The sequence below is a fragment of the Pseudoalteromonas sp. SMS1 genome (assembly GCF_021530565.1).
GTDB lineage: Bacteria > Pseudomonadota > Gammaproteobacteria > Enterobacterales > Alteromonadaceae > Pseudoalteromonas.
This window is the reverse complement of sequence record NZ_JAKGBI010000001.1, coordinates 384,891-403,296: the sequence shown is the minus strand read 5'-3', so window position 1 is coordinate 403,296 and position 18,406 is coordinate 384,891. Positions and strand designations below refer to the sequence as shown.

General features: G+C 43.2%; 15 protein-coding genes. 11 read left to right on the top strand and 4 right to left on the bottom strand.

Translation table 11 applies throughout. The annotated features are described in order from the left end of the window. Nucleotides 1-7 precede the first annotated feature (7 nt). The 5 genes from L1286_RS01675 to L1286_RS01655 all read left to right on the top strand — a co-directional run bounded on the left by L1286_RS01675 (nt 8) and on the right by L1286_RS01655 (nt 6,824). Nucleotides 8-454 carry an SRPBCC family protein gene (locus tag L1286_RS01675; RefSeq protein WP_235405197.1) on the top strand — a complete coding sequence of 149 codons (447 nt, stop codon included), beginning with the start codon at nt 8-10 and terminating at the stop codon, nt 452-454. Then, complete coding sequence (locus L1286_RS01670; protein WP_235405196.1) at nt 451-1,566, top strand: acyl-CoA dehydrogenase family protein; 1,116 nt, start codon at nt 451-453, stop codon at nt 1,564-1,566. The genes L1286_RS01675 and L1286_RS01670 overlap by 4 nt, the downstream gene beginning before the upstream one ends. Then, nucleotides 1,566-2,417 (top strand): formyltransferase family protein, encoded by an 852-nt coding sequence (locus L1286_RS01665; protein WP_235405195.1) that lies wholly within the window; start codon nt 1,566-1,568, stop codon nt 2,415-2,417. Before L1286_RS01670 ends, L1286_RS01665 begins: the two co-directional genes overlap by 1 nt. A 241-nt stretch (nt 2,418-2,658) precedes the next feature. Then, on the top strand, nt 2,659-3,735 hold the full coding sequence (locus tag L1286_RS01660) for an efflux RND transporter periplasmic adaptor subunit (RefSeq protein WP_235405194.1): 1,077 nt from the start codon (nt 2,659-2,661) through the stop codon (nt 3,733-3,735). Next, a complete protein-coding gene (locus L1286_RS01655) occupies nt 3,732-6,824 on the top strand; it encodes an efflux RND transporter permease subunit (protein ID WP_235405193.1) in 3,093 nt (1,030 codons plus the stop codon). The genes L1286_RS01660 and L1286_RS01655 overlap by 4 nt, the downstream gene beginning before the upstream one ends. A gap of 551 nt (nt 6,825-7,375) precedes the next feature. Here L1286_RS01655 and L1286_RS01650 read toward each other — a convergent pair. Next, nucleotides 7,376-7,768, bottom strand: a complete 393-nt coding sequence (locus L1286_RS01650; protein ID WP_235405192.1) for a helix-turn-helix domain-containing protein — start codon at nt 7,766-7,768, stop codon at nt 7,376-7,378. Between the two features lie 151 nt (nt 7,769-7,919). On the opposite strand from L1286_RS01650, the gene tmpT reads away from it, so the two are divergent. Together tmpT and L1286_RS01640 are read left to right on the top strand one after the other, a co-directional pair. Beyond that, a complete protein-coding gene (gene tmpT, locus L1286_RS01645) occupies nt 7,920-8,564 on the top strand; it encodes a thiopurine S-methyltransferase (protein ID WP_235405191.1) in 645 nt (214 codons plus the stop codon). A 187-nt stretch (nt 8,565-8,751) separates the two neighbouring features. Then, nucleotides 8,752-9,336, top strand: a complete 585-nt coding sequence (locus tag L1286_RS01640; RefSeq protein ID WP_235405190.1) for a hypothetical protein — start codon at nt 8,752-8,754, stop codon at nt 9,334-9,336. A gap of 5 nt (nt 9,337-9,341) precedes the next feature. On the opposite strand, the gene L1286_RS01635 is transcribed toward L1286_RS01640, so the two are convergent. Both L1286_RS01635 and L1286_RS01630 read right to left on the bottom strand, forming a co-directional pair. Then, entirely contained in the window at nt 9,342-9,908 is a 567-nt protein-coding gene (locus L1286_RS01635; RefSeq protein WP_235405189.1) for a heme NO-binding domain-containing protein, read from the bottom strand. Next, on the bottom strand, nt 9,905-10,852 hold the full coding sequence (locus tag L1286_RS01630) for a sensor histidine kinase (RefSeq protein WP_235405188.1): 948 nt from the start codon (nt 10,850-10,852) through the stop codon (nt 9,905-9,907). The genes L1286_RS01635 and L1286_RS01630 overlap by 4 nt, the downstream gene beginning before the upstream one ends. Before the next feature lie 416 nt (nt 10,853-11,268). On the opposite strand from L1286_RS01630, the gene L1286_RS01625 reads away from it, so the two are divergent. Then, nucleotides 11,269-12,774: a calcium-binding protein gene (locus tag L1286_RS01625; RefSeq protein ID WP_235405187.1), complete on the top strand. Its 1,506-nt coding sequence runs from the start codon at nt 11,269-11,271 to the stop codon at nt 12,772-12,774. Nucleotides 12,775-12,829: 55 nt separating this feature from the next. On the opposite strand, the gene L1286_RS01620 is transcribed toward L1286_RS01625, so the two are convergent. Next, complete coding sequence (locus L1286_RS01620; protein WP_235405186.1) at nt 12,830-13,648, bottom strand: phosphoadenosine phosphosulfate reductase domain-containing protein; 819 nt, start codon at nt 13,646-13,648, stop codon at nt 12,830-12,832. A gap of 477 nt (nt 13,649-14,125) precedes the next feature. Here L1286_RS01620 and L1286_RS01615 point away from each other — a divergent pair, with 477 nt between their 5' ends. The 3 genes from L1286_RS01615 to L1286_RS01605 are packed head-to-tail and all read left to right on the top strand — an operon-like array spanning nt 14,126 to nt 18,209. Continuing rightward, nucleotides 14,126-14,728: a class I SAM-dependent methyltransferase gene (locus L1286_RS01615; protein WP_235405185.1), complete on the top strand. Its 603-nt coding sequence runs from the start codon at nt 14,126-14,128 to the stop codon at nt 14,726-14,728. A 4-nt stretch (nt 14,729-14,732) separates the two neighbouring features. Continuing rightward, entirely contained in the window at nt 14,733-17,777 is a 3,045-nt protein-coding gene (locus tag L1286_RS01610) for a DEAD/DEAH box helicase family protein (protein WP_235405184.1), read from the top strand. An 18-nt stretch (nt 17,778-17,795) separates the two neighbouring features. After that, complete coding sequence (locus tag L1286_RS01605; protein ID WP_235405183.1) at nt 17,796-18,209, top strand: PD-(D/E)XK nuclease superfamily protein; 414 nt, start codon at nt 17,796-17,798, stop codon at nt 18,207-18,209. The last annotated feature ends 197 nt before the right edge of the window (nt 18,210-18,406 follow it).

Genomic DNA, 18,406 nt, shown 5'->3' with positions numbered 1-18,406 from the left:
AAATACCATGAGACAAGTAAATTATTCACAAATGATTGCGGCACCAGCCCTGCTAGCCTTTAACAAAATTGCGGATTTTAAATCGTTTGAAAGCCACTGTCAGGCGGTGATCTCAGTGGATGTCAATGAGATATCTGAAAATGAGTCTGAATCTACCTGGCTGGTGCACTTTCATGACGGCAAAATGTCATGGACTGAAAGGGATATTTTCGATGCACAGCAATTAACCATAGATTTTACACAGACCGCGGGAGATGCAGACATCTTCGAGGGGCGCTGGACGATTGAATCGGTGAGCGAGTCCGAGTCAAGAGTTTCTTTCGATGCACGTTTTTGCATGGGGATCCCAACTTTGGCTGACATTTTGGAACCGATTGCGGAGTCTGCAATTAAGCAAAATGTTGAACAAATGTTGAGTGAGCTTTTCGCACAGAGCAATAAGGCGGTGGCATGAGTATCTATCAACACGCGCAGCAATTGCTGCACGAGACTTTGCCAGAGTTAGCCAAACACCTTCAAGAGGCTGACTTTGAGACACTAGAAGGTAAGCAAAGTGACGCTATCAATGTTTTTCGTGAAGCTGGCGGCGCAGCCACGTTGGTGAAAGAAAAGTACGGCGGAAAAGGGCTGACAGCATGGCAAGGTGTACTGTTACAAATGGCAATGGGAGGGGCGTCACCTTCCCTTGCCATTGCCGCTGGGATGCACCAATTTTCGATAGCCACATTGCAAGAAATGGCGAAGGTCGGGAATGGATTAGAATCCCTGATGCTAGAAGGTATTGCGCGCTCTAACCTGTTGGTGTCATCTGCATTTAGCGAAGGCCAAATTGGTAAGAGTATTCTCAAGAGCCAGATTCAAGCGAAAGAAGTGGAAAAAGGTTATGTCATATCTGGTGTAAAGAAGCCATGCAGTTTAGCTCATTGCATGGACTTGCTGACGGCAAGTGTGCAGGTCGAGCCGGCGCAAGGAGAACCGTATTTTGCGGTTGCAATGATCCACAAAGCCACAGAGGGTATTTCTGTGGAACAGTTTTGGCAAGCGCCATTTTTACAAGCCAGTCAAAGTGAAGCCGTGGTGTTAGATAATGTCTTTGTGCCGCACTCTATGATGGTCAATGTAGATGAAAAATCGGCTTATCAAAGCCATATTGCAGGGTTTGTTTGGTTTGAACTTATTACGTGCGCATCGTATCTCGGTATGGTGTACGGACTTGTTAACAAAGCCTCTGAGCAAGGTCGATTACAAGGTGATGAAAAGGCGCGAGTACACATTCAATTAGAAGCCAGTGCTTTGTCACTCAAAGCGGTAGCAGGAGACATGGATAACCAAACCCAAGACACCTTGGCGCACATATTGGCTGCACGTTACCAACTGCAGGATGTCCTCGCTAGTGTCACCCAAAGTACATTAAGTTTAGTGGGGGGAATCAATTACATCAATGAAGGTTACTTCGGTACGATTGCGCAAGTTGTTCATGCCTTTAACTTTCATCCACCTGCAAAGCACGCGATGTATACGCCTTTAAATCAGTACTTTAATGGTCAACAATTGGAGATGGTGTAATGCGATTGGCGCTGTGCAATATCGAAAACATGGCAACCCAACCCGCAATTTTGCAGGTTTTGGAAAATCATAAAGATGCGATTTCACTGGTGATAACAAGCGACCCATATTCGCGCAAAAAAGGGGGATTTGTTAAGCAAGCATACCAAAATATGCGTCTTCGCGGGTATCGCTTCACCGAGTATCTTTTTGTAAAAATGGTCCTGTTAAACTTGATCAGGCCTTTGTTAAGCGCGTTTGGGGTTGATGTGTTACCGAGTATTGAACAGCGCTGTAAAGAACTGGGGATCCGTCATATTCATGTGAAAGACGTCAATGGACCTGAGGTTGAGGCCTTGCTAAAACGTCATCAGATTGATGTTTTAACAATATATTACTTTGACCAAATATTGCAGCCAAATATCATTGCTGCACCCAGTAAAGGAGTGGTGAACTTCCACCCTGCGTACTTGCCCGATTGCCGAGGCTTATTTCCTATTATGTTCAGTTACTTATACAACAGTGAGCGTTATGGGATTTCGGCTCACTGGATAGAAAATACGGAGATTGATGCTGGGCCTGTGATTGCACAGCAAGCAATAAATGTGCATTCAGCCACTTGTTTGCTAGACATTGATAGGCAAGTCAGTAGCCACTTGCCTGAGCTCTATGCGCGTGTGATCGGCAAAGTGCGTGCTGATGAGGTCATTGCTACGCCCCAAACAGATTGCGGTAGTTACTTTTCTTACCCAGACAAAACACACCTCACATTGTTAAACCAAACACTCAAAATGATTGGTTGGAAATGGGTACTGCGCGCAATCCAGACAACGGAGTTAAATCAATGTGTAAGTGAGTCGTCTAAAAAATGAATTTATTACACGTCTTATTTTTTGATATCGCTAGTATATAAACTACACAGGCGTACAATATAGACTAGGGTATTTATTCTAAATTGAATGTCCCTTTTACGATTTGCAGGCTACTGATCTAGCCTGCTTTATGCATTTTAAGCACTGAGCTTGGGTAAACGTGAAAGTTTAGGCCGCCACTTACAAACTTTTGGTGAACTTGAGAAGTATAAAAGGGTAATGAAAATTGCAAGGATTTTGTATGAGAGTGTTATTGAGTTTGATGCTGTTAACCTGTGCTTTATATGTGTGGGCAGACGATGAACAGGTACATGGTGCAAACAAAGGCTTACCTGTTGCAGCCTATAGTTTGCAACAAGCAAACGGCTTTTACCAAACGCGACAAGTCACAGGGTTGGTTGTCAAACGCCAAGAAGCGGAAATTGGCTTTGAGTTCAATGGTGTGATTGCATCATTTTACGTTGACCAAGGTGATACCGTTAAACAAGGTCAAGTGCTGGCTAAACAAGATACGCAGCTATTAGAAATTGAAAAACTAGAGTTACTCGCCAACTTGGATAAAGTTAAGGCGCAGCTCATATTGGCTGAACAGGACAGCGACCGTTTACTTAAGTTGAGTAAAGCGAATTACTCTGCACAGCAACAGCTCGACCAAAACCGCGCTCAAATAGCGGTGTTTAAAGCAGAGCAACGAGTATTAAATGTCAAATTAAAAGGCATGGAGATACGTCTAGACAAAGCGACACTCAAAGCGCCTTTTGATGGTGTCATTGCGGCACGAGAAATCGCAGTAGGTGAAATCGTGGGCCCTAACCAAGTCGCAATAAGAGTGCTAGAGCAAGGCAACTCAGAAGTTCGGATAGGGGTACCCCAAGGGCTTTTATCAAATATTCAAGATGTAATGCCGATCAATATCGGTGGCAATGTATTTAAAGGGGTAAAAAAGTCAGGAGGAACCAACTTAGATCCCATTTCAAGAACATTGCAGTTACGTTTTTCTCTTCCCAGCGATGCATTTGTATATTCAGGCCAAATGGCCTCGATGACAATTTCAAAAAGACAAAATAAAACGGGGTATTGGATCCCGATGAGTGCGTTGACCAATGGCACTCGTGGGACTTGGCAAGTGTATGAAATTGTCTCGGGGCATCTCAAACCAACCACCGTTGAATTGTTACACAGCGACGGCCAATATGCCTATATCGATGGCGATTTGGACAGTGGTGCTGCAATATTGGCCAATGGCACGCACAAAGTTGCTGCAAATATTAAAGTAGACATTGTGCAGTCTGTGGCGACCCGAGGTGAGCAACGATGATTGCTTACCTACTTAACAACGCGCGTTTTCAAGCCCTGCTTGTGGCCTTGTTGTTGGTTTCTGGTTTTGCTGCACTGAACAGTTTACCAAGGACAGAAGATCCGCGCATAAACAACCGGTTTGCATTTGTCACGACGTATTTGCCAGGCGCGTCAGCTGCGCGCGTTGAAGCTCAAGTGACAGAAAAAATAGAGCAGAAATTAAAACAACAGTCCGAAATTAAAAACCTGATTGGTATGTCTCGAGCTGGCATATCCGTTCTAAGTGTTGAATTAGGTGATGATGTTACCAATAGTGCTCCAGTGTGGTCTAGGTTACGGGATTTATTGGCGGATGTACAAATTGAGCTACCTCAAGGTGCCTCTTCGCCGCTCTTAGAAGATGATAGAGGTTACGCCTACACTAAAATTGTTGCGCTGACGATTGAACCAGATGACAGCACAACACGCTCTTTGCTGCAAGCGAAGCAAGTGGCAGTGAATCGCTATACTAAAGAATTGCGAAATCGTCTTCGTAATCAGCCAGGGGTTGAAGTCGTGCACTTATTTGGTGTTGCCGATGAAGAAATAAGGATCACCCTCGACCCTGCCAAGCTCAAGCTTGCCGGATTGTCTTTTGAACAAGTCGCGCAGGCAGTGAAAAATGCCGACGCAAAGGTTGCTGCGGGTATGTTGAGTAATGACAACATCCAAATGCAAGTTGAGCTCAGTGGCGAGTTTACTTCAGTTCAGCGTATTGAAGCGATCCCTATCCAAAGCGATGGACAGTTTGGTCAAGTTTTGCTGCGTGATATCGCCACTATCGAGCGAACATTGGTATCTCCTCAACAAGAGATAGCCTGGATTGATGGCATGCATGGTGCTTACCTTGGGATCCGTATGCTACCCGATGTACGGATCGATAAATTCTCGACTCAGATTGACGCCATGCTGGGGGTGTTCAGCCAGACTTTACCGAATAATATTCAGTTGCATAATTTATTTGATCAAAAAGGGTATACCGAAGAAAGGCTTGGCGGGTTGTTGGAAAACATCTTACTGGGTTTTGCTCTGATCTTAACTGTATTATTTTTAACCTTAGGGCTCAGGGCTGCGGTGATCGTAGGGCTGGCGCTGCCACTTACGGTAATGTTTACACTGGCCTGTATGAACATTTATGGCTTACCGATCCACCAAATATCGGTTACTGGCCTCGTTGTTGCATTAGGTATCATGGTTGACAACGCCATTGTGATAACCGATGCGGTGCAGCGCTTTAGGCAACAAGGCATGAAGGCACTTGACGCGGTCTCCAAGGCTGTTAACCATTTTTGGCTGCCATTGTTGAGTTCTACCCTCACCACGATTTTAGCATTCGCGCCAATTGTATTGATGCCAGGGCCATCAGGTGAGTTTGTTGGGGGGATTGCACTAAGTGTGATTTTTGCACTTATCGGGTCCTATTTGATTTCTCACACGTTGATTGCGGTGTTTGCAGGAAAATATGTATTGGTAAGCAACCGCAATACGCAAGGCATCGTCGCGCAAGGGTTAACCATCACAAAATTAAGCCAAGGGTTTGAAAGAGTCTTAACGCGTTCATTAAAAAAACCTGTTCTTACTGCTGCAAGTGTGATGATCCTGCCAATACTCGGTTTTATCTCAGCGGGGCAGTTAACCGAGCAGTTTTTCCCACCAGCAGATAGGGACATGTTTCACATTGAAGTGAGGCTGTCGGACAATGCCAGTATTCAAGCGACTAAAGCCTTGGTCAAGGAGATGGAAGCACACATCCTCAAGCATGAAGGCATCGAAAGGCTAGATTGGATGGTGGGGCGCAATATACCGATATTTTACTATAACTTGTTGCAACGGGATAAGGGCGCACGTAATTATGCCCAAGCGATGGTGAAGGTCAGTGACTTTGAACGGGCAAACGAACTCATAAAACAGCTCCAATATGAACTAGACCGAGCGTTTCCTCAAGCGCAAACACTGGTTCGAAAGCTAGAGCAAGGCCCACCATTTAATGCGCCCATAGAGATTCGTATTTTTGGGCCTGAACTAGACAAGCTCGCGCAGCTAGGCCATCAGGTTAAACAAACGGTGATAGCCCATGCGGATGTGACTCACACCAGAACAACGTTACAATCGGGCGCGGCCAAGGTCGAGTTATTAGCACATGAAACGCAGCTAACCCATGCTGGCGCCCAAGTTCAACGCGTGGCGGCGCAGTTACAGGCGCAATCTCAGGGAGTTGAAGTGGCAAGTATTCTAGAAGACACCGAAACCGTGCCTGTCAAAGTGAGGTTTGGCGATCATTATCGAGCGGATCTGGATGGTCTCGCTGATGTTGAGGTGATGGGCAGCCAACCGTTATTGCTGTCGGCATTTGCGACCAGTCGAATTATACCAGAGCAGAGCACCATTCACCGCCGCAATGGTGAGCGCGTAAACGTAGTCGAAGCGTTCTTGCGCACCGACGTTCTACCTGCGAAAGTATTGGCAGAAATTCAAGCACAGTTAGCGCAGTCAGGTGTGATAGTCCCGGTTGGATATAGGCTGGAGATTGGTGGTGAGTCGCAACAACGTGACCAAGCCGTTGGCAGCTTACTGGGGAAGGTGGGTGTGATTTTTGTATTATTGATCACGGTATTAGTGCTGACTTTTAATTCATTCACAACAACAGGGCTAATTCTGATCACAGCGTTTCAATCTGCTATGTTAGGTATTTTAAGTGTCTACGTTGCAGGGTACCCCTTTGGATTTACCGTTATTATTGGACTACTAGGGTTAATGGGCCTAGCCATAAACGCTGCCATCGTTATTCTTTCGGAGCTACGCGCGAACAATGCGCAAACCATTGAGGATATTGTGGGATCTGTTATGACTTGTGCAAGGCATATCACATCGACAACCATCACTACGGTGGGGGGATTTCTCCCTCTGATATTAGCTGGGGGAAGTTTCTGGCCGCCTTTCGCAATTGCCATTGCAGGTGGTACCGTGTTAACAACAGTATTGTCTTTCTTTTTTGTACCGAGTTGTTATTGGATGATGAATAAGCGCAAGAATAATCCCCTATTTAGAAGGGTAAATACAACAAATTAATATCAGCCATTTAATTATGAACATTAAAGGGCCAGTTTATATCTGGCCTTTTTTTATGGAAATAAAAATTCGCTAAATTCATTTTATTTGCATATTTAAAGGGGATTATGAATTGGAATAAAGCCGTAGCAGCTTTTTATTCTTCCAAGCAAGCAGAGCCACATGGAAGTGGCTTCTTTTCTCTATTTCGATATTTCAATCGCACTTGCCGTGTTATATATCTTATTGAAAGTTAATTTTAAAGGTGAAAACAAGTGCCCCATATCCCATAAGATTTGAGGCACTTATTCCAGGGAGCCTGATTTATAAGTGCGTAAGTTTAGTAAGAATCAGTGTAAACGGATCCCCGTTAATGTGTAAATCAAAGGTAATCTTGGTCTATACGTGTAGCAGGAAAAGCAGAATAACCAGCAGCGACTAGCGGTGCTTGCATAACTCGTGATGAAAAAGGCTTAATCGACTTTTACTCATCCTTAGTCGCATTTTCATTTCCTTATTAAACTTTATGTAATAAATTTATCATAAAATTAAATTTAATCAATGGCTTCTTTTTATTTACTATTGTTATTTATTGCAATTTTCATCAGCCTTCTAAAATTTCTGCAATCTAAATGGTTCGATTGAGGGCAATTCGCGGCTTTTTCCAATCCAATTTGAACGGCTTGAAGTTGTTTGATTTTTAATTCAATCTCGTGTGACTTTTCTAGTAATTTTTCTCGACTAATATTTACCCCTTCTTTGGTAAAAATAGAGGCTATTTCATCTAGAGAAAACCCCGCTAATTGCCCCAATGCAATAATAGATAACTGCTCAATAACCTCATTTGAATAGTAACGGCGTAGACCATTGCGGCCTGCAGGTTGAATTAACCCTTTTGATTCATAATAACGCAACGCAGATGCATTAACGCCAGTTAGTTTGGTCACTTTTCCTATGTCTAGCATGATTCTCTCCTGAGTATTTAAGCGCATCATTACCTTGGCATATAAATGATACCTTGTTAAGTGGCGTCTAATTAATGCGTATTTTTGCACTTGACTTAAAGTCGGCTTTAAGTTGTAAGCTGGTGTGGAATTTTTAGTAAAAGGTGTAACGATGAAAGCGTCATTTTGGTTTGATAAGTGGCAATCACGGGAAATTGCATTTCACGAAGGCAAAGTAAATCAATTGCTTGAGAAACATGTCAACGAGCTTAAGCTACGTCCACACGCACATATTTTTGTGCCACTATGTGGAAAGACAAAAGACATTGCTTGGCTCTTGAAACAGGGCTTGCATGTAACGGGCGCGGAGCTGAGCAAAACGGCCATTGATGAGTTGTTTGACGAATTGGAGATGACGCCAAAGATTGAGAAAATTGACAAGTTTGAGGTATACAAAAGTCGCCATTTGACGGTATTCGTCGGAGATTTTTTTGAGCTTACGACTTCGCATATCCAAGCGGTCGACGCAGTTTATGATAGAGCCGCTTTTATTGCGATGCCCAGAACAATGCTGCAGGATTACAGTTGCAAACTGATTGAACTCGCTAATAACGCACCCCAGCTATTGATAGGATATACGTATGACCAAAACCTTGTGGCAGGTCCGCCATTTTCAGTGAGTCAGACCAAGCTCGTGCATTATTATGGTCAGGAATATAAAATTAACCAACTAGAAATTATTGATTCTGAAGATAATATTAAAGGTGTTGCACCAGCACAAGAAGGTTGTTGGCTGTTGTACTCGTCTGTTGATTGATACTGCCACATAGGCCTTACCTGGAGCAAGGATTGCTCAAAAAAGGCGCCTAAAACCATGCTCTTTTAGAATTATTGTTAGGTTAATGATGTGTTGAATTCCTTTTTTGGTTACAATTGAGAAATAATAGGTAACTCAATTTCAAGGAAAATATCTTGAACAAGCAGTGTTTTTCGGTAGGTAGTGAGTGCAATCAGTAGTAGAGTTTTATGCATCTGTGACTTACAGGTTACTCGATTTTGTTGTTCTTTTGTCGACTGTGTTTATCATCATTGGCATTAAACAACGGGGGATGAGGATATTTTTCAATACGCAATATAAATTGAGTGGCAAAGATGAGCACGATTACGTCTCATGGAGCTATACACTTTTGGTGTTTGCGTTATTTAATTATATCGACACGACCATTACAGCTTCAATAATCTCTTTAGATACAGACTACTTATTGCGGCGGAAGTTATTTTATTTAAGCAAAATTTTCTTTTTTTTGTTACTTTATTTGTCACTGTATGCATTACACGCGATGAGAAGCTGTTCGTTTTCTGCCACAACGAGAATGGCGTTTTATCTCGGACTCCTGCCTATCACGTTATATATGATCCAACTGATATCTCGTGGCTACTATGATGTAACGGTCATTAGCGCTGTTAACTACAAGTTGACGATTAGCATCTACGCGACATTGGCGTGTGTCTTGTATACCTATTACCCGATAAAAACGATACATAAAATGTGGCGAGCACGCACAAACGCACGCGGCATAAAGTCATAAATACGTTACTCAGGTTGTAGCTGACACTGCTTACTGTAGGTCAGTAAATAACGTGCGCAGTTTTCGTCACCGCGCCAATGTGCTTGCATCTCGACTGTGATCTCGACCTGGTAATAGGTACTCATGCCAGCCAAAACGCCTTTAACTAAATCGAACAACTTTCTTGGCGACGTATAAATGAGCTCTGCACTATATTCAGATGTCGGTATGTATTGAAAGGCAGGTGGCTGAGCATCTGGGTAGAGCTTTTTAAGTTCAATTTGATGAAGAAAGTCTAACTTTTGTAGTACATGTGCAGGGTGAGGATGCTGTGTAAAATGCGAGGGTAACAGGCTGGTAAGTTTAGGGTACAACCATTGACCAAAGCCAAAGTGGGCTTGCGAGAGTGAGATCCCCATTTTGTCTACAACCATGCCGACAAGCTCCACAAGATGTTCATCGGGATAATTTTCGGTTCGAACAAACCCTTGGCTGGTGTCAAACGAGCAAGCATCAAGCGCATCGTACAATAGCGCGTCTGAGGCAACTTCTGACACAAAGTCCTCTAACAGTATAAAAATGTGCCCCTTCATGCTTCGTGCTCCTGTGATTTGGGGAGTGTGATTGTAAAGGTCGTACCGACACCTTCTGCGCTCTCGACGTTAATATGGCCGTTATGTTGTTCGATGATTTTGTAAGAAATAGATAACCCGAGCCCTGTGCCTTTACCCACTGGTTTGGTTGTAAAGAAGGGATCAAAAATATTACGCATGTTGTCAGGCGAGATGCCTGAACCGTTGTCTTGTACTTTACAGTACACATAGTGCTCGTCTGATGTACTGGTGATTATTATCTTGCCACCCTTATTGACTGCTTGCCCAGCATTCACGAGGAGATTCACAAACACCTGACACAATCGATTGGGTTTACACAGAATTTTGGGGATGGGCTCTAGGCGAGTGTCGAGTGTTGCGTGATGTTTAAAACTGCTGTGTGCCAGGTTAATGGCTTGATCCAACACGAGGTTGAGGTCCTCAAGTTCCATGTCTTCGTTGTCTACATGGGTGTAATTTCTGAGCTCCGAAACAATGGATGCAATTTTATTAAGACCACAAATGGATTCGTCCATTAAATCAGGAATGTCCTCTTGAATAATGGCCACGTCGTAACTGGACTTCAGATCGAGCATTGCTTGCTGATCACTCACCATGTTCTCGAGATCTTTTTGATAAGCCAACAGAGTGACCAAATACATTTGCAAGGTCTCAATGTTTGAACGGGCATAGCCTGCTGGGGTATTAAGTTCGTGCGCAATACCGGCTGACAGCTGGCCAAGGGACGCCATTTTTTCCTGCTGAATCAATTGTGCCTCCTGGCTTTTTAGCGACTTTATGGCGTTAGACAGCTCATCGTTAGACTTATAAAGACTGCGTGACTTAGACTCGAGTAGGTTCTCTGCAAGTGCCTTCGCGGCGAGCGCACGCTGCAGTTTTTTCTCAAGAAGTAAAATGTTTTTATCGGTTACTTGTTCCACCATATACACCCATGCACTGAGATAATTTGTATCAATGCTGCAAGAATGGCTCCAAATCCTCGTTTTTTAACTTCATTGATATTTTTTGCTAATAAAAACAGCCCTGAACACATTAGAGCAAGGCCACATATCAGGGCTTATTTGAGTGGATTTCGCATTTTGCAAAGGCTTTAACTTGAAGACTTGATTCGCAATTTGCAAAATGGAAACGTTATTTTTGCAATATAAAAACAGGACAAAAAAGCATAGTTTGAAAAAAACAAACCTGCCTATGGCGCCAAAATGCATGCCAAAGGTGCCAATCGTTTTGTTGTGGTTTTATCTTCACTTTTCTTACTTATTTGCTTTTTAGGCTCCTCAAAAGCAGGCATGTGAAGGAGTAAAAGTGCCTCTTTATCAAAAACTTTGAGGATACAAAAATGACATTTAATAAAAGTGCACTCTGCGCAGCTTTAGCACTTGGGCTGTCTAACTATGCAATGGCGGGCTGCGGTGGTTTGAGCGATGGGGCGTCGGCTTATCTTGATGGTGAAACACTTAAAATTAACGGCACAAGCAGCAGTGAAAAGTTTACTTTGAGTCTGTCGGGTGACAATTTAACTGTAACTCGAAAAGTGGGGAGTAGCTCCAGCTGTGACAAGTTTTACTTGAGCCAAATTAATGGAATACAAGCCTCTCTAAATAGTGGTAACGATACTTACAATGGTAAAGACATTGCTGTGGTACAAAAGGTATATGGCGGTAATGGCAATGACCACATCACCACAGGCCGTAAAAATGACTATATTCGTGGCGGGAATAACAACGACAAAATATTTGGCAGCAGTGGTAACGACTTTATCATTGGGGATCGAGGGAATGATGAAATCGATGGCGGTTACGGTAATGATAGGATCAGTGGTGGTGAGGGTCACGATATACTTTTTGGCTCCTATAACAACGATATCATTACCGGAGAAAATGGCGGTGATCTGATTATGGGCGGACAGGGATCTGACACTCTGTATGGTGGAAATGGCAACGATTATTTAGGGGGAGGTTGTACCCTCGAAAACGCCAATGGCGCGGATATATATGAACAATCAGCATGTAATGATGATGACGACCGTGCAGATAAATTGTATGGTGGCGATGGCCATGATGTACTCAGTGGCGGCGGTGGAAGCGATACCCTATACGGTGACGATGGGCACGACTATTTAACGGGAAACGGTGGCCGAGAAGATCGACTTTATGGCGGAGAAGGAGATGATGCACTATTCGAAAACGGCGATGGAAGCCCAAATAACCAGCGTTGGCACAAAGCATGGGGCAATGGTGGTGATGACATTATTGTCACCAATGGAGAAAACTCTAACCAAGAAGGTGGCGGCGGCAATGACGTGATTATTGCGCTTTCAACCAATTTCGATGCCAAAATACATGGTGGTAAGAACGGTGACTACATATGGACTGGCGACAGTGCACCGGAGGGAACATGCGGAAAAGGCGAAGACAAAGGCATGGCGTTTCTTAATAGTTGTGAAAGCACAACCTGGGTAAAAGACTATCAAGGGTTACTATCCAAAGTGGATAAGAAAAAGAACTTTGATAATCCATATTACGATGCCGCAAATGCCGCAGTAGAATTAGACGGTTCCCATACTGGGTTTAAAAAAGGCTGGAGAGACTACGGTAAAAATCAAAAGCCCTCGGTGCTTTACGATATTGTTTCACCCGCAGTATTTAAACGTTGGCAATCAAATAAAAATACAGCGCCTTATTCTTATTATGAGTGGGGAGTGACGTTTAGGTCCGGCTATGGCGCATATGGTACTTACACCAATTGTGTAGAAAATAAAGTAGCTTACTATTGTAAGTTTCAATTGGGCCACGCTCAGTCATGCTATGACAAGGATGGCGACTCCGTCGCGTGCAGCAACTAATCTAATCTGGCAATTAGATGTTATGTCGCAAAGCCCACGAATGTGGGCTTTTTTGTTATTTGTAGCAAAGGGGGTGAACAGTGCTGCTTTCATTGCTTTTAGCATCATGAATGGCAGCAATTTTATTTCGGTGATTATGTCGTATGGCTTGCTTTACTCTGGGTTCATCAATGCGACTAAGCGATAGTTGTGCTCCCTGCCAATAATTATGCTCTTCAGATGTTTTGTTTGTATTGCTGTGCTGCTCAATCGATTTAGCTTCTGCAAACAAGTGGGGGTGTTGATCCATTAAATTAAGCCACTCTATTTGACTTTGATAGAAACAAAACGAACAACCAGGTCGTGAACGCCAGTGATGGTAATCAGGAAGCGCTATCCGACTTTTAAGTAGTATATCGTTAATATCATTGTGAGTGATCCCAAGCGATAAAAAAGGGTAAATGCACTCTATTGGCTCGCTATTGTCTGATGAGCTGCTTTTTTTTGGTTCATCAGCTCGAACACTAAGGTAATTTTTTATCTTGTATCCTTGTTGAATGTAACTATTTAGCCATTGCTTCATAGGCTTCAACTTCATTTCAACAACGCACCATTGGGTGCGAGGTGAAGGTAAATGGTTGTGGTGTAGCGCTAAAAGGTGCCGAAAATAGTCCTCTTTTGTTTGATTCTGCGGTGATGTACTCAATCTATGAATATAACCAAGTTTGCTTTCCAAGCGGTCTAAAAATGCCAATGTCTCTGGTAATTCGTAACCTGTATCTATAAAAAAGTAATCAATTTTATCTTCCGAATATAATTCTTTTGCGAGTAAAGCCAGTGCGGCGCTATCTTTACCACCAGATAACCCAAGGATATGCTTCACTTTGTCTGTCATGTAAGAGCCCTGACTATATTTAATGTGTTGTTATGCTTAAAACGGCAATAGTGTATTAAATCGTTCTATAGGTATACAGTTGTTTTTATACTTTGAACAATTTTTAAAACAACTATTTATATAAGCCATGAATACACGCGAGCTGTGCACTGGCTGTCCATGGCTATATATCTATGCAACTGAACGTCTGTTGATGTGAGGTGTATATTTATAGGTTATTTATAATAATTAGTCTTTCACCCCGTTTGGTTTTTTTAGAAAAAAAAGACTCAAAAATTGAGCTAAAACACTACTAATAGTGGGGAGAATCGTGTTTAATTACGGGGTTCTATAAAATACTTAATACAAAGTTACTTATTGGAATGAACAATAGAGGTAAGCGGTTAAAGGACTTTTGAACCGTGTATAGCAGGAACTACTCTCTTTTTAGTCATCGCTTATACGCGTCACCGCAAAGTCATATTTTTAAGGTGAACAATGTCTGAATCTACATATCAATACTACCGTAACCATGCCAAAGAGTTTGCAGATGCTACCCTCAATGTAAATATGCAGCCTTTGTACACCCCATTTTTGAATGCACTACCAAATAAAAAAATGGAGCTGCTTCACCTTTTAGACGCAGGCTGTGGCAGTGGCCGAGATGCGTTGGCATTTAAGGAGCTTGGTTATCAAGTGAGTGCAATGGACGCATGCCTTGAATTGGTGGAACTAGCGACAAGCTTACTTGGACAACCCGTTAAACACAGGTATTTTGAATCGATTGATGAAAACGGGCAGTATGACGGAATTTGGGCCTGTGCAAGTTTACTCCATGTGATGCAAAGTAACTTGCCCGATGTATTTAAGCGGCTCGAACGGGCGTTAAAATCAAAGGGTGTTTTGTATGCGTCATTTAAATATGGTCAGGGTGAAAGAGTGCAAGGTGGACGTCATTTCACTGATCTCGATGAACAAGGTTTAAAAGCGCTCATTACCTCAACGCCGTCGCTTAGTATGATTCAAACTTGGGTGACGCAAGATAGGCGACCAGGCAGAGAAAACGAACATTGGTTAAATTGTTTGCTTAGGAAGGATTAATTGAGTGAGTGATTTTAACCAAGGAGGAGCACTGCAACATAATCCCCAAAAACACCTATACACTGGGGGTAATGATCCACTCCTTCCTGCGCTGCTGCAAGCCATCGAACACGCTGATGAAATAGAGATTTCTGTCTCTTTTATTCAGCGTTCAGGGCTCAATTTACTGTTTGATGCCCTTTATATCGCGCTGAATAATGACACGAGCCTAAAACTACTTACCTCTGATTACTTAGGGTATACCTGTCCGCAGGCACTAAAAGCGCTTATATCTCTACACAGTTTGGGGGCAGAGCTCAGGGTATTTGAGACCAAACCCCAAGATAGCTTTCATATGAAGTCGTACATTTTCACCAAAACAAAGGGGGAAGACGGTCAAATATACGAGGGGAGTGCGTTTGTTGGCTCGAATAATATTAGCAAGGTGGCACTGACAAGCGGGCTCGAATGGGCTTTTCGGCATGATTATTTGCCTGTGTCACCAATCACTAAAGATGATGCCTTTTTTGAATTTAAACGGGCGTTTGAGGCAGTATTTAACCATCCACAAGTGACTAACCTAACTGAACAGTGGATTGACGAGTACCAAAAGCGCAGAGTCAAACCGGAATTTCGCACAATTAGTGCAGACGCCAACGAAGAACCATTGGGGATAATCACCCCAAGGCCCGAGCAGCAAGCGGCACTTGAAATGCTCACTCAAACCAGAGCCAAAGGCTACAAACGCGGCCTTGTGGTACTGGCAACAGGCATGGGAAAAACTTGGCTCGCAGCACTCGATGCACAGCAAGTAAAGGCTAAAAAAATCTTGTTTGTCGCGCATCGTGACGAAATTCTGATGCAAGCCACTAAAACCTTTACTCAGTTACTTGGTTGTACTGTCGGGTTTTACAACGCAAAACACAAAAGTACCGAGTCGGACTGCTTGTTTGCATCAGTTCAAACACTCGGCAAAGTCACTAATTTAGCTAACTTCTCGGCAGCGCATTTTGATTACATTATCATTGATGAATTTCATCATGCGAGCAGTAAAATGTATCGCAATGTCTTGTCATATTTTACCCCGCAGTTTTTGCTGGGCTTAACCGCGACGCCAGAGCGCACCGACCAAGCGGATATTTTGGGCTTGTGTGACAATAACCTCGTGTATGAGCGTAACATGGTGCAAGGCATAGATGCTAAAACGCTTGCGCCGTTCCATTACTACGGTATTTGGGATGAAAGCGTCGACTACACCGCAATACCATGGCGAAATGGCAAGTTTGACCCAAAGAGCATAGATAATCACTTTGCCACAGAGCAAAGAGCCAAGCATGCACTGCAGCACTACAACAAGCTTGCACAAACGCGCACGCTGGCGTTTTGTATTTCTAGAGTGCATGCCGATCATATGGCTGAGTACTTTAATCAGGCGGGGATCCGCGCAGCGTCCGTACACGGTGACTCAAAGGTAAAACGGTGTGAAGCGCTCGCTCAGTTAGAGTCGGGCAAGCTACAGGTCATATTCAGTGTTGATCTATTCAACGAAGGCATCGATATACCGAGCATTGATACCGTGATGATGCTCAGGCCCAGCGAGTCTAAAATTTTGTTTTTGCAGCAGCTTGGCAGAGGGCTTAGACGATGCCCTGATAAAACCCATTTGGTGGTGATGGACTTTATTGGTAATCACCACAGCTTTTTAAACAAACCCTATGCTTTGCTTGGCGCACATTCACCCAAGGAATTGGAGACAAAACTAAAGCACAACGAGCAGAACAGCACATTACCCGATGACTGTTTTATTAATTACGACTTGGCCATTACCGACTTTTGGCAAAAGCTTGCTAAAGCACAGCGCACCACAGCACTTGAAGATTATCAAAATCTTGCTGAACTACTCGGTCATGGCCCCAGTGCCAGTGAGTTTTTCCATGAATATGGCGATATTAAAAAAGCCAAGCAGCAGGGCAGTTGGTTTGAGCTGGTGGCAAACGCAGGGCTCAGCAAAACCATCACCTCACATTGGCTTGCACCTTTCCAAGCATTCTTACATAAAGGCGTTGAACAAACACCCATGACCAAATGCTTTAAAGCGATTTTGCTGGAAGCATTTGTTGCATTGGACGGGGTTTCAAATCCCCCCAGCTTAAAGGTATTGGCCGATAAAAGTTATGACGTGTTGATGCACTACCCGCAGCTACGAGCCTTAGACATTGCACAAAAAGATCAAAGTAAAACCAAAGGCAGTGCCGCTTGGTTTAAGTATTGGTTAATCAATCCGATAAATGCGTTTACTGACATTGCTAAATCTGTGCACAAGCGCAAAGACCATCATTGGTTTGTGGTTGAGCAACCTGCAAATACTTCCATTGAGGATGCGTTATTTAAGCTCAACATCGAGGTTAATGAGCAAGATGTAGCGCAGCTTTATGACTGCATACTTGAGCTAAGCCAATATCGGCTAGCTAATTACCTCAAAAGTAAAAGCGAGAAGTTAGTTGAATTTGAACAGCAGCAAACTAGCAGCGCCAGTCATCAAGAGGTTGAGGGTAAAAACGACAGCTCCATATGCGCTGAATTAACCGCAGGGGATAGTACCCCACCTCGCGAAAGTTTAGCGGATGAAGCTGATATTATTCAACTGCCATATTTCCCAAATTTAAAAATCGCGTGCGGTCATTTTAAAACGGGCGATACCAGTGATATGACAACCCTGCCAGCCCCTGACGGCTGCGGTAAAGTCGACCCTCAAAAACACTTTTTGGCACACGCCAGTGGCAATTCCATGAACGGCGGAAAGCACCCGATTTTAGACGGTGATCTACTCCTACTTGAGCGCATCACATCCGATAACGCAGGCTCGATCACCAATACCACCATCGCCATAGAGCGCTTTGATAGCGCAGGCGATGAGCAATTTTTATTACGCGATGTACAAAAACAGATAAATGCGCAAGGTGAAATAACTTACCTACTTGTAGCACGAAACCCAGAGTATGCAGTAATGGAAGCCAGTGATGAGTTTGTAACGTTTGCGCGATTGAGAGAAGTTGTGATGACTTATTAATATTTTTGGAGATTTTATATGGCTAGAGCTGAGCTATTGAAAGATATTACAAACGTTATTGAAAGTTTTGGTTTCGCACGAGCTTCGACGTCTGCCCCTATGACTTATCAAACATCTGTTAAATATGGAGGTTTGATAGAGGGTAAGCAAGAAACTGCGCATTTTTTACTTTTTACAGACTCTGAAAGCGTGCAAATAACTGCAAAGTGGCAAGAAGTGAACGGTACTACAATTGAGAAGCTTGGTTATACCGTATTGGATGCAGCTGAAACTCAGCATAGTCGTTTTTGGGTTGTTTGTGGAGGGGACAAATTGGTTAGGAAAGCAATAGACTTTTTGAATAGCAGAGTTGAAATAGCACCAAAATTATTAGCAATGGAAGTTGAAGATTTAGAAACGCTTTTGTTAGAAGTTTCTGATCGAGATATTTGAACTTGAAAACTCTTGTTAAACTGTATTGGCTGTGTTTGTGATCATATAACTTCCTGACACAGCCAATGTTGAAAAGTGTTATTACTCTTGGTTGAATATTAAAGAAAACTGTGTTTTGCTTAGTGAGGCTTCAAAAATGGGGATATTTTCAATTTCGATAGAGAAGAATAATCTTTTTTTGAGGCTCTACACCCAAG

Excerpts from the sequence above, each read along its gene's own strand:
- L1286_RS01665 (WP_235405195.1), top strand. The coding sequence starts at position 1,566 with ATGCGATTGGCGCTGTGCAATATCGAAAACATGGCAACCCAACCCGCA.
- L1286_RS01670 (WP_235405196.1), top strand. The coding sequence starts at position 451 with ATGAGTATCTATCAACACGCGCAGCAATTGCTGCACGAGACTTTGCCA.
- L1286_RS01615 (WP_235405185.1), top strand. The coding sequence starts at position 14,126 with ATGTCTGAATCTACATATCAATACTACCGTAACCATGCCAAAGAGTTT.
- L1286_RS01675 (WP_235405197.1), top strand. The coding sequence starts at position 8 with ATGAGACAAGTAAATTATTCACAAATGATTGCGGCACCAGCCCTGCTA.
- L1286_RS01655 (WP_235405193.1), top strand. The coding sequence starts at position 3,732 with ATGATTGCTTACCTACTTAACAACGCGCGTTTTCAAGCCCTGCTTGTG.
- L1286_RS01625 (WP_235405187.1), top strand. The coding sequence starts at position 11,269 with ATGACATTTAATAAAAGTGCACTCTGCGCAGCTTTAGCACTTGGGCTG.
- L1286_RS01630 (WP_235405188.1), bottom strand. The coding sequence starts at position 10,852 with ATGGTGGAACAAGTAACCGATAAAAACATTTTACTTCTTGAGAAAAAA.
- L1286_RS01620 (WP_235405186.1), bottom strand. The coding sequence starts at position 13,648 with ATGACAGACAAAGTGAAGCATATCCTTGGGTTATCTGGTGGTAAAGAT.
- L1286_RS01650 (WP_235405192.1), bottom strand. The coding sequence starts at position 7,768 with ATGCTAGACATAGGAAAAGTGACCAAACTAACTGGCGTTAATGCATCT.
- L1286_RS01635 (WP_235405189.1), bottom strand. The coding sequence starts at position 9,908 with ATGAAGGGGCACATTTTTATACTGTTAGAGGACTTTGTGTCAGAAGTT.
- tmpT (WP_235405191.1), top strand. The coding sequence starts at position 7,920 with ATGAAAGCGTCATTTTGGTTTGATAAGTGGCAATCACGGGAAATTGCA.
- L1286_RS01660 (WP_235405194.1), top strand. The coding sequence starts at position 2,659 with ATGAGAGTGTTATTGAGTTTGATGCTGTTAACCTGTGCTTTATATGTG.
- L1286_RS01605 (WP_235405183.1), top strand. The coding sequence starts at position 17,796 with ATGGCTAGAGCTGAGCTATTGAAAGATATTACAAACGTTATTGAAAGT.